The sequence below is a fragment of the Coprococcus eutactus genome, from assembly GCF_025149915.1.
GTDB classification, from domain to species: Bacteria; Bacillota; Clostridia; order Lachnospirales; family Lachnospiraceae; genus Coprococcus; species Coprococcus eutactus.
This window is the reverse complement of record NZ_CP102278.1, coordinates 1,856,242-1,868,512: the sequence shown is the minus strand read 5'-3', so window position 1 is coordinate 1,868,512 and position 12,271 is coordinate 1,856,242. Positions and strand designations below refer to the sequence as shown.

Genomic DNA, 12,271 nt, shown 5'->3' with positions numbered 1-12,271 from the left:
TACTATGCGTTGTATAGTATACCACGTTAGGAGGTATAGCGATGGACACACAATTAAAAAGAGGAATGTTGGATGTATGTGTGCTGGCAGCCATAAAGGACGAGGATTCATATGGATACCAGATCATCAAAGATATGAAACCATATGTGACCATATCTGAATCAACACTTTATCCCATACTCAGGAGACTTGAAGCTGGCGCTTTCCTGAATGTGTATTCTGTGGAGCATAATGGCAGACTAAGAAAGTATTACCATATAACAGATGCCGGAAGGGCGAGGATAGAAGAGTTCAAAGAAGAGTGGAAGGAATTGGAATCTATATATCAGTTCATAGTGAAGGAGGATGAAGCAGATGAATAAGCAGGAATATCTGACGGCCATAAGGGAGAAGATCAAGGCCATGCCGGCTGAGGATATAGAGAGATTTACAGATTATTATAGTGAGATGATCGATGACAGGATCGAGGATGGACTTTCCGAGGATGATGCTGTTGCGGATATGGTGTCGCCGGATGATGCGGTAGAACAGATACTCTCGGAGATGCCTCTTGCAAAGATCGTCAAAGAGAAGATAAAGCCAAAGCATGAGCTCAAAGCTTGGGAGGTTATCCTTATAATTCTCGGATCGCCGGTATGGATACCGCTTCTCATAACCGCAGCGGTGCTTTTATTAACACTTTGGATAGTAGCATTTACACTGCTTGTGTCATTTTATGTGGTCGTGCTCAGTTTTGTAGTGGCAGGGATATGCGGAATAGTGAGTGTAATCCCACTGTTCATAGCCCATTGCCCATATGCAGCTTTTCTCATGCTTGGAGCAGCGCTTATCGGTACAGGAATTGCGATACTTTTCATTGTGTCGGTAAAACCTGTTACAGTGGGCATATTCAAGGTGTGCAAGGCCAGTGTGAACGGTATCAAGAGAATGTTTGTAAAGGAGAAATAGGATATGAGCAGGACAAAGAAAGCGGTTATAGCGGCATCGGTTATGATAGTTGCCGGAATAATAACTATAATATCTGCATTTGCGGCAAATGGTTTCAGCTGGCCGAATGTGCAGATCAATCTCAAGGATATGAAGTCAGAGAATATACAATATGAGAAAAAGACAGAGTATGTAAAAGATGGATTCAAGAGCATAGACATAGAGAGCTCATCGGATATAGATGTCATGGTGAAGAAGGCCGAGGGAGATGCAGACTACGTTGAGTATTATGATTGCACAGGTCTTACACATCATGTTGATGTGAAGGATGGGGTTTTGAAGATAACAGCCGATGATACGAGAAATAGAGCATTTAATATATCACTGGGTGTGAGTACAGTTGCATGGCCGTCGGTTACAGTATATCTCGCTGGGACTGAATATGAGGATATAAAGATAGTCACAGGCAGCGGCGATGTGGATGTGGAATATTATCTTGCGGTGAAGGATATAGACATTGTTACTTCGAGCGGAGACACCGGTATAACAGGTGCAAATGCAGACAGCATCACAGTAAAAGCAAGTAGCGGTTGTATAAAGCTTGACAGTGTTGCGACAGAGGAGCTGAATCTTTCCGCAAATAGCGGAGATCTCACACTCAGCGACACTGTAGCTGCAGATAAGGCTGAATTCACAACGAAGAGTGGTGATATCAGTTCAACAAATATGAAATCAGAGAGGGTAGTATGCAATGCGTCAAGTGGTGATATAACACTCTCGGACAGTGATGCGGCAGTATTCACCATAGAAACTTCAAGTGGTGATGTATCAGTGGATATAACTTCAAATAAGAGATTCAATTATAAGACAAAGACAAGCAGTGGCGATGTAGATGTTCCGGATTCTTATGTTGATGCAGAGGGCAGCTGTGAGATCATTACGAGCAGCGGTGATATAGATGTGACGAAGAGGGATTAAATGCGTATATAAGGCAGGTATATAGTACATGTAAAATCATAGAATATATAATACATGTATACAGAGCAATTTTATAGTATGACAGAGAGCGGGCTTTTCCATTTGAGGGATGTCCGCTCTTTGCGTATTTGTGAAAAATAATATCATGTAAGGTCACTGCTTATTGTGAATTTCAATCAAAAATGGTATCTTAGAATATATATGTCTATTAGCATAAGATAAAGGGAGAGTGTTACATGAGTGCATTTGCGTTGAGGCTGGCGATACTGCCATCGATTTTACTTTTGTTGTTTGTGGTGGGGAAAAATAAACAGAGAAGAAATCCAACCAGTCTCCTTGTGTGGCTGGCGGTTCTTGGCGCGGTGAGTGCCATACCTGCGGTCATTGTTGAAATTTTGGGTTCGGGATTATTGTATATGCTTGGATTGGATCCCAGCTCTGCAATGTATAATTTTGTGGAGTGTTTTTTCATAGTTGCGATGATAGAGGAGCTTGGAAAATTCCTTGGAATGCTTTTGATGACATGGAAGAACAAGAATTTTGATCACAGCTATGACGGAGTGATATATGGAGTTTGCTCATCCCTCGGATTTGCAACTCTTGAGAATGTAATATATGTGTTTCAGGGAGGAATAGGTACCGGAATCATGCGCGCCGTATCTGCGGTTCCGCTTCACTGTGCGTGTGGTGTTGTTATGGGATTTTTATATGCCAAAGCGAGAGAAGATGCCAATAATGGTGAGAGTGCATTTGGCAATCTTCTGCTTGCGTATGTGTGTCCTCTTGGAATACATGGTCTGTATGACTTCGTTCTGTCGGTTGAGGACACCAGTGTTCTGCTCTGTATAGCGGTACTTGCGCTAGTGATAATTCTGATGTTCCTTCTTATAACACATGCGGCAAAGGAGGATCATATTATAGCTGTACAGCCTATATGGACAGCACCATACAATTTCAGATATATGCCTATGAGAGGCTGTCAGTCAAATCATTATAACCAGCCAGGCGGCTATGGCACGCAGCCGAACACATACGGTCAGCCAGGCGGCTATGGAGCGCAACCGAATACATACGGTCAGCCGGGCGGCTACAGAGCGCAGCCGAACACATACGGTCAGCCAGGCGGCTACGGAGCGCAACCGAACACATACGGTCAGCCGGGCAGCTACGGCACGCAGCCGAACACATATGGTCAGCCGGGCAGCTATGGAGCGCATCCGAACACATACGGTCAGCCGGGCGGCTACGGAGCACAGTCGAATACATACGGTCAGCCGGGCGGCTACGGAGCACAGCTGAATATATATGGACAGTTCGGGCATACGGATACATATGGTCAGACAGGAAATTATGGCACACAGCCAGATAATAGAAGATAATACTAAATATTGTGATGAGGTGAATAAAGAATGATATTGATAAAAAACGGACGAGTCGTTGACCCTGTAACAGGTACAGATGAGATTATGGATGTGTTGGTTGACGGAAATACTATAGCAAAGACCGGAAAGGACTTGGATGTGGATTGTGCTGAGGTGATTGATGCCACGGGACTTGTGATCGCGCCGGGACTTGTGGATACACATGTGCATTTTCGTGATCCAGGATTCACATATAAAGAAGATATAAATACAGGAGCTGCGGCTGCAGCCAGGGGCGGATTTACCATGGTTGTATGTATGGCGAATACAAAGCCTGCAGTGGATAATCTGGATACTCTGAAGTATATACAGGAGAAAGGCGCCAAGACTGGTATTCACGTTGTTCAGACTGCCACAGTGACAAAAGAGCTCGCAGGCAAGGAACTTGTGGACATGGATGGTCTTGCAGCGGCTGGTGCGGCAGGATTCACGGATGATGGAATCCCTATTATGGACGAGAAACTTTTGCTTGAAGCCATGGAAAAGGCCAGAGAGCTTGATCTTCCTATAAGCCTTCATGAAGAAGATCCACTGTTTATAGTACAGCCGGGGGTAAATCAGGGCAAAGTCTCAGAAAAGCTTGGGTATGGAGGCGCGTCGAGGACAGCCGAGGATATAATGGTCGCAAGGGATTGTGTTCTGGCTCTCCACACCGGAGCCTCTGTGTGTATACAGCATATCAGTTCAGGAAATTCGGTGGATATAGTAAGGACGGCAAAGAAACTTGGTGCGGATGTTCATGCAGAGGCAACACCACACCATTTTACCCTTATAGAGGATGCTGTGTTGAAATATGGCACACTGGCAAGGATGAATCCACCACTCAGAACGGAGAAGGATAGAAGACAGATCATAGAAGGCATTCAGGATGGAACTATAGATATGATCGTTACGGATCATGCGCCACATAGCAGTGAGGAGAAGGCAAGAGCTCTGGACAAAGCACCAAGTGGCATAACCGGTCTTGAGACATCGCTGGCATTAGGTATTTATTCTCTTGTACAGCCGGGCTATATATCACTTATGAAGCTTATGGAGCTTATGAGTAAGAATCCGGCGGAATTTTACCGCATGGAGCCGGGGAAGATAGCAGAGGGTGCACCGGCAGACCTGGTCATATTTGGTGAAAATGAGCAGTGGACAGTTGGCAATTTTGCATCAAAGGCGGAGAACAGCCCGTTTGCTGGATGGACATTGCCGGGAAGGGTACACTATACAATGTGTGGCGGAAAAATAGTATTTGACGCAGATAAGTATGATAACGCGGTGAGATAGATTACATGGAGAAAATTAGAAGACATTATGTGTTTAAAGGTCGTGTTCAGGGCGTGGGATTTAGATACAAGGCGGAGTACGCTGCTTCCAGATTCGGTGTCACAGGATGGGTTCGCAACATGTATGACGGATCGGTTGAGATGGAGGCCGAAGGAATCCCAGAGGCACTTGATAAGGTTGTGTCGGTTCTTAGACAGGACAGGTATATTTTTATCGAGGATATGGATGTGAAGAATATTCCTTTGGAAGATGACAGGGGATTCCATGTGAGGTCTGGCTGGTAAAGATGTACTGCAAAGGTCGCAGAGAAAGAGAGGCATACATTGTGGTAAAGATAGATTTGATAACCGGATTTCTGGGATCAGGCAAGACTACATTTATCAGAAAATATGTGAAATATTTGGTTGATAAGGGATACAACGTTGGAATATTGGAGAACGATTATGGTGCAGTGAATGTGGATATGATGCTGCTGCAGGATTTGATGGGTCCTAATTGTCATGCCGAGATGGTGGCAGGAGGCTGTGGAGAGGATTGCCATAAGAGAAGATTCAAGACAAAACTCATAGCAATGGGGATGAGCGGATATGACAGGGTTATTGTGGAACCTTCTGGAATATTTGATGTAGATGAATTCTTTGATACTCTTCATGAGGAACCGCTTGACAGGTGGTATGAGGTTGGAAGCATTATTGCAATAGTCGATGCAAAGCTTGATACAGATATGTCCAGACAGTCAAGGTATGTTCTTGCATCTGAAATCGCCAACTGCGGAGCTTTGGTCATGAGTAAGACGAGCGGAGTTTCGGAAGATGAAATATCGCATACAAAGGAATTTGTGAATAAAACTCTGGAGGAATTTCAGTGCAGACGCCGGTTTGACGGAGATGTGATCACAAAGGCTTGGGAATTGTTTGGCAGTGAAGACTATGAGAGATTTATGTCAGTCGGATATAAGCTCAATGATTTTACGAAGCTTTGGTTCAAACAAAGCGATGTCTATAGCTCTGTATATATAATGAACAGGAATTTTACCAGAGAACAACTTGTCGATATAGTGAATCGGGTATTTTCGGATAAAGATTGCGGAGATGTGTTCAGGATAAAGGGATTTTTTAGCGTAGAACAGGACAGCTGGCTGGAGCTTAATGCCACAGTCCATAAGACAGAGATAAAACCCATTGATAAAGGACAGAAAATAATCATAATTATCGGCTCTGATCTTATGGAAGATAAAATAAAACAATACTTTGAAGAATAGATATGCCGGGAGTTTATTCATGAGGGATGACGGAAAAGATAATAAAAAAGACAGAAAAAGGCCTAAATTGAATAAAGAACAGAAGTTGAAAAAACAAGTCGAGGAGCTGCAGGAACAGGCACAGATCGATCTGGAGGGATACGTTACATGTAGATCAGCACTTAGGGCGGTAAGGCAGGAGCTGGTGGATGAAGAAAAAAAATTGGAACGTGTAAAGGCAGATTATCATGAGATGAAAGAACGGCACGCTCCGTTAAAGTATCTTAGTGCAGAATACAAGAGAGTGCGCAGGATAAAAAGACATGTTCGCGACCTCACAAAGACAAAGAAAAAACTGCACCGGGATATGAAGGAACATCGCGATGGAGTCAGGAGAAAGACGGTCACCAATATATTTGCCCTTGTGTCATTTGCAGCCATGATCATGATGATACTATGGAGACTCAGGCAGTTGTCATATGGAGTGTATTATCAGGCAATGTATGCTGCCGGGCAGCCATTGGAAGCTATCATGGTCGCCGTGTGTAGACAGCTTTTGAGAGTGGCGTGTATCGGGTATGGATTGTGCGTTATATGGCAGTCGATACAGGTGTGGTTTATGAAGAAAAAGGGCTGGCTTGGCATATTGAGGCTATCTGTTAAGAAAAAGTCATACTGGTTAATGTTTGTCGGCATACCACTGCAGCTCCTAAGTTACGGGGATGTGCTGACAAATGCACTGATGCTGGTCACCATTATATGCCATATGGGAATGGCGATCCTACTGTCAACGAAGGAGATACCAAGACGGCTGATAAAGACATTTGCGGTGTTATATTTCGGATCTATAGGAGTAATTGCCTTATATAGCGTTGTGTTTTGCAGAAATTATGAGTTGCCAGGTGTTTCGGATAGCACGAGTACACATGCTGTAAGCAATGGTTCTTTCCTGGCACAGATGTGGGAGATGTCAACAGAGTCAGAATTCTACAATATGGGTATGTACAATACAGATATGACGAGGTCATATGATATGATGACTATTCCGGGACTTGACTATGCGATGACTCTCAATTGCGAGACAAAAGAGCCGGATAGCTGCACTTCCATGACACCGCAGGGGATCGCTGTCACTGATAAATATACATTTATAAGCGCATATTGCAGGACCAAGGCGCATAGATCAGTTATATTCATGCTTGATTCAAAGACTGGAGCATATCTCAAGACGATCGTTCTTAAGGATACAACTCATGCTGGCGGGCTGGCCTATGATGATAAGAATGATGTTTTGTGGTTCTCTTCATATTTGTCAGTGGAAGAGGAGGATACCAGAACGAAATATGCATCTATATCTTGTCTGACGCTTCAGTCTATGGTTGCGTATAATTTCGATAACCAGAATACAGCTATAGCGTATAGAAATACTTGTCCAGTCATGTTCCCTGCTACATCATTTATAACATATTATGATGGGCTCATATATGCGGGATATTGGAAAAAGGAGAAAAATGGCTATAGTATGGCTGCCAGTTACAAGATAGTGAATGGGGGGACGGCAATTGCCGATGATCCGGAAGAGGCGTTTTACATCCCCGGAAGAGTTCAGGGGCTTCAGGTTTACAGAAATGAGATCATATTTTCGATATCATACGGTATAGATGAATCTAAAGTAGAGGTGTATGACATCAAATCAGGAAAAATATCCGGGTCAAACTATAGCAGCGAAACGCCGAAGCAGGAACTTAAGCTTCCGCAGAAATTGGAACAGATATATTCATACAATGGCAGATTGTATTGTTTATTTGAGTCAGGAAGCTTTGCATACAGGCTGACAGCCCCTGTGTGTATGGATAGAGTTGTGAGCCTTGACGAATCTGCTCTAGTGCAGAGAAGGTAATAGATATGTGTGATAAAATGTACAATGTATTGTATATGGATTTGGGAATTTACAAGGAGTGGAGGATATTTTATGGGAGAAGAATTAAATAAGGATGGAGAACATTCATCTGAGGCAATAGCAGATAATATGGGTAATGCTAATACGGGATCAGCATCACTGGGATATACGAATGGAATGGGACCGGGCACGCCACCACCGCCGGGATATACGAATGGAATGGGGCCGTGCACGCCACCGCCGCCGGGGTATACGAATGGAATGGGACCGGGCACGCCACCACCGCCGGGATATACGAATGGAATGGGATCGTGCACGCCACCGCCGCCGGGGTATACGAATGGAATGGGGCCGGGCACGCCACCACCGCCGGGGTATACGAATGGAATGGGACCGGGCACGCCACCACCGCCGGGATATACGAATGGAATGGGACCGGGCACGCCACCACCGCCGGGATATATGAACGGAGGAATGGGAGTTCCACCACAGGGGTATAGAGCCACGAGACCACCGCAGAGGAGAAATCCTGCAATATCTGCAGAACGGTTTAAGATGTTTGGAATACCGGTACTCATATATGCCATAGTGAGTGCAGCGTGTCTATATAATAACTGGTCAAGCATTTTGTCTGCAGTTATGGCTGTGGTATCGATAGCATTTATAAGCGTGAATATTTCTCGTGGGGAAAAGAGGCGTTCTTCTGACTCGGGATCAGATACAGGTTCTGTATCGAAAAGCCAGATGAAACTTGTACCGTACTTTATTATCATAATGCTTTTATCGATAGCGGTTAGTCTTACAGATGAGTCATGTATGATATTTGGCTGTAATGTTGGAATAATATTGACGGAAATGTACGCAGTGATGTCATATTACAATGATACAGAAAATCACGGCATTATTAAAGGGATCATATCCTTCCTAGAGATGTTCTTCGGAGCTATTGGATATATAAATATGCCTTTTGCAGATAGAAGAGCAGAGCGTGAAGAGACGGGACGAAAGCGCAATTCCAAGCTTATGTATGTTCTTCTCGGCTGTGCAATAGCGCTTCCACTTCTTGTCATTATACTGAATCTGCTGTCATCGGCTGATCCGGTATTTGCCAAGGTTATAAAGGATATATTTGGCAAGCTGTTCTATTCGTGGGATGTTGTCAAGATCGTGATCTTTGCAGCTGTGATATTCTTCTTTGTGTATGGTTTTATTGTAAAGACAGGCAGAAGAGATCTAGGGGCAAATGCACCTAAGGAAGGAAGCTATGAACCGGTGATCGGAATAACGATAACGGTTGTGCTTACTGCGTTTTATCTCATATTTGCAGTTGTTCAGATCGTATATCTTTTCATGAACAGTGCAGGACTTCCTGATGATATGACTTATGCAGAGTATGCCAGACGTGGATTTTTCCAGCTTCTATTTGTGGCAGTCGTAAATGTATGTATTGTATTGATATTCGATGCTATATTTAGAAAAAGCGTAGTGCTGAAGACTGTGTTGGTAGTTATGTGTATATGCACCTATATCATGATTGCGTCTTCAGCGGTGAGACTTTCGATGTACATAAAGGAATATGCTCTCACATATCTGAGGATTAATACGATATGGGCACTGATAGTCACGTCTATTGTGATGCTAGGTGTTATCATAAGCCTGTTCTGGAGAAATATGCCGCTGTTCAGATACATATTTTTGACGGTTATGGTTATGTTTACACTATATGCATTTGTCAGACCTGGTGCAGTGATATCGAAGTACAATATCAGTCAGGCACACAATGGAAAGAAAGTGGATATTGAGTATGTGATGGATATAGGTAGTGATGGAGTTCCATATTTGATCGATTATTTCAGAACCAAAGACATCACGCCTGAAATGACCATGGAGGAGACAGTTTCGAAGTATAGCGAGGACAAATACTACTGGAGAGACGACACGGTGGAAGATAGATTTGAAAAGATACTTGAGGAGAATGATGACAAGGGATATATCAGAGGCTTTAACGTCTCCAGATACAGAGCTTCAAAGGCTATAGAGAATTATATAAAGTAGTGGAATGAGAAATCATAGATCAATATATACAAAAACCCCCGGCTCCTGGTTTAAAAACCGGAAACCGGGGGCTTTCCTTGTGTATTAGTCGTCGTGTATTAGTCGTCCTCTTCAGGAACATAATGTCTTGAGGTGTAATACTCAAATATATCTTCTGATTTGTCGTATGGAAGGAACTGTGAGCGCTCCCTCACGATCCATTCATCGCCGTTGTGAATTACTTCGCCAAATACATAGCAGTTGTTATGCTTTGCGTCTTCACATGCCTTGAAGATAGCATCCTCTCTGACATAAACCTTTTCAGTGTGCTTACATTTTATGAGTGCAAATACATTATCAACCTCGGCAAGACACTGCTTGTGGAGATTGCCATTGTATATGTAGAGGAAGAGTATGATACGTCCGACATTTTCACCTCTGTCAAGGTAGATACGCATCTCCTCATCAATTCCTTCTTTTTCACCGGTCCTTTCATCGCCCTTGAGGACAACAGAATCGCTGCGGCTGTATTTGTGACCCCAGAATACCAGCTCAGGATCCGAGCCGTCGTTATGTTCAACGATGGCAGCAAGATTGAGATCGTAGGTATCTTCTGAGGTGGCATTCATAATGCTGTCTATAGCTATTTTTATTTTTTTCTTGAGATCGACTTTTTTGGCATCCCAGCCTATGCCGACTGTTAGTTTGTTATCATCTTTTACAACAAATTCATTCATAAAAATACCCCCCTAGTGTAAGAAGAATAACAGTGTATCAATAAAGAAAGTAGGTACAAGAATTGAAACTGACCATGCAAGATATCCAACAAATGAAGGCATCTTGATACCATTTTCTTCAGCTATTGAGCGCACCATAAAGTTTGGCGCATTTCCAATGTAAGTGTTTGCACCCATGAATACGGCACCACATGATATAGCCATCAGCATAACCTGAGGTACGATACCCATAGCTGTACTTATACCCTCAGTAAATCCACTGGAAGCAGCGGTCGTGAAGAATACAAGATATGTAGGTGTGTTATCAAGGAAACTTGATAACAATCCGGTCATCCAGAAGAACTGTGCCGGGTGTGTGAGTCCGAGCTCTGAGCCTCTCGCCTTGAGGATGAGAAGAGCCGGGATCATGGTTATGAATATACCGATGAACAGTATGGCAACTTCTTCGATAGCCCCCCATGTGAAGTTATTTGCCTTGCGGACTTTTTTGCTTGTTGTCTTGAATGACAGGAGTGCAGCAGCGAGCATGATGACGATCTCGATGATTGAAGCCCATGAGAGAGTCACACCTTCACAGAAGTTGATGCCCTTTGCAAATACAGGGAACTTCATAGGAAGAACGCCGCTGAGTATAACTGCGCCGACTATCATGACAAGGAATATGATATTGTGCGCGCCTTTGAGTCTGACGGGCTTCTTTGTATCCTTGTCAAATACAGGCTGCACACGTCCGTCAGCAATATCCTTCTTGTATGCTCTGGTGTCGAGAAAGAAGAATACTGTAAGGAGTATGATAAGGTTTACCCCCATAACCTTTGCCAGACGCAGACTCCAGAAGAAGTCAACTCCATTCATAAATCCCATCAGGAGTGGAGGATCACCAACAGGTGTGAGACATCCACCGATATTTGATACGAGGAAGATGAAGAAAACGATGATCTGTACTTTTCTTCGTCTCCATTTATTTGCCTTGATGATAGGGCGGATCATGAGCATACTGGCACCTGTGGTACCGATCCAGCTTGAAAGAAGTGTTCCTATCAGCAGAAGAATCACATTAAGTTTTGGAGTTCCGGCCAGATCGCCTTCAAGTGATATATTGCCTGCAACACAGAAGAGCGCGAAGAGCAATACTATGAAAGTGAGGTAGTCGCCTATCATTACTTCCAGCAACTGCTCGCCCATGGTTCCAAAACCATGGAATATGGCAAATGGTATTAAAAATAAAAGAGACCAGCCGGCAACGGCCCACTGCTTGTGCTTATCCCACCATTCACCGGCGATAAGTGGCATAACCGCTATACATAGAAGCATACATACGAAAGGGATGCACCATGTAAGGGGAAGCTCGGCACCAAGAGACTTAGAACCGGATTCGCTGCTTGCCGCCAGAACATTTATCTGTGAAAGACCAATGAGTGAGATAAATGTGCCAAGACCTAGAAATAACTTGTTTTTCATTGTTTTTGCCTCCTATTTAATTATAATTGAAAAACCTTATCTATGCTAACAAATATATGGTAAAAATTCAACGAAAAATAACGAAACTTTGCTATTTATTTTCCAAAACAAAAATATATTAAGTGTGGCTTGAAGACGGATTATGTGATAGAATAATAAAAGCTGTAATAATATTGTAATATTGCCGTCGGGCAGGATAAGAGGTAGTAGATAGATTATGGAACACCAATGGTCAAAGGCATATAAGCCGAAGAGAAAACTCTATGTATTGAGATCTCGGGAGGCGGAAGGATTTGAC

General features: G+C 43.4%; 11 protein-coding genes. 9 read left to right on the top strand and 2 right to left on the bottom strand.

The features are described from left to right. Positions 1 to 41 precede the first annotated feature (41 nt). The 9 genes from NQ536_RS08060 to NQ536_RS08020 all read left to right on the top strand — a co-directional run bounded on the left by NQ536_RS08060 (position 42) and on the right by NQ536_RS08020 (position 9,796). Positions 42 to 362, top strand: coding sequence for a PadR family transcriptional regulator (locus NQ536_RS08060; protein WP_004853893.1), 321 nt, complete (start codon positions 42 to 44; stop codon positions 360 to 362). After that, on the top strand, positions 355 to 948 hold the full coding sequence (locus NQ536_RS08055; protein ID WP_022058287.1) for a DUF1700 domain-containing protein: 594 nt from the start codon (positions 355 to 357) through the stop codon (positions 946 to 948). Before NQ536_RS08060 ends, NQ536_RS08055 begins: the two co-directional genes overlap by 8 nt. Positions 949 to 951: 3 nt before the next feature. Then, entirely contained in the window at positions 952 to 1,905 is a 954-nt protein-coding gene (locus NQ536_RS08050; RefSeq protein ID WP_004853897.1) for a DUF4097 family beta strand repeat-containing protein, read from the top strand. A gap of 236 nt (positions 1,906 to 2,141) precedes the next feature. Next, entirely contained in the window at positions 2,142 to 3,284 is a 1,143-nt protein-coding gene (locus NQ536_RS08045; protein WP_004853898.1) for a PrsW family intramembrane metalloprotease, read from the top strand. 30 nt (positions 3,285 to 3,314) lie between these two features. Next, the gene (locus tag NQ536_RS08040; RefSeq protein WP_004853900.1) at positions 3,315 to 4,601 is read left to right on the top strand and encodes a dihydroorotase; all 1,287 of its coding nucleotides are present in this window, start codon (positions 3,315 to 3,317) and stop codon (positions 4,599 to 4,601) included. Positions 4,602 to 4,606: 5 nt separating this feature from the next. Beyond that, the gene (locus NQ536_RS08035) at positions 4,607 to 4,885 is read left to right on the top strand and encodes an acylphosphatase (protein ID WP_004853903.1); all 279 of its coding nucleotides are present in this window, start codon (positions 4,607 to 4,609) and stop codon (positions 4,883 to 4,885) included. A 41-nt stretch (positions 4,886 to 4,926) separates the two neighbouring features. After that, complete coding sequence (locus NQ536_RS08030; RefSeq protein ID WP_044998423.1) at positions 4,927 to 5,862, top strand: GTP-binding protein; 936 nt, start codon at positions 4,927 to 4,929, stop codon at positions 5,860 to 5,862. Beyond that, the gene (locus NQ536_RS08025; RefSeq protein WP_259805290.1) at positions 5,852 to 7,741 is read left to right on the top strand and encodes a hypothetical protein; all 1,890 of its coding nucleotides are present in this window, start codon (positions 5,852 to 5,854) and stop codon (positions 7,739 to 7,741) included. The genes NQ536_RS08030 and NQ536_RS08025 overlap by 11 nt, the downstream gene beginning before the upstream one ends. A 72-nt stretch (positions 7,742 to 7,813) precedes the next feature. After that, complete coding sequence (locus NQ536_RS08020) at positions 7,814 to 9,796, top strand: DUF4153 domain-containing protein (RefSeq protein ID WP_044998397.1); 1,983 nt, start codon at positions 7,814 to 7,816, stop codon at positions 9,794 to 9,796. A gap of 98 nt (positions 9,797 to 9,894) precedes the next feature. On the opposite strand, the gene NQ536_RS08015 is transcribed toward NQ536_RS08020, so the two are convergent. Together NQ536_RS08015 and NQ536_RS08010 are read right to left on the bottom strand one after the other, a co-directional pair. Then, positions 9,895 to 10,512, bottom strand: coding sequence for a TerD family protein (locus tag NQ536_RS08015; RefSeq protein ID WP_004853911.1), 618 nt, complete (start codon positions 10,510 to 10,512; stop codon positions 9,895 to 9,897). 12 nt (positions 10,513 to 10,524) lie between these two features. After that, the gene (locus NQ536_RS08010) at positions 10,525 to 11,973 is read right to left on the bottom strand and encodes a sodium:proton antiporter (RefSeq protein WP_004853913.1); all 1,449 of its coding nucleotides are present in this window, start codon (positions 11,971 to 11,973) and stop codon (positions 10,525 to 10,527) included. Between the last annotated feature and the right edge of the window lie 298 nt (positions 11,974 to 12,271).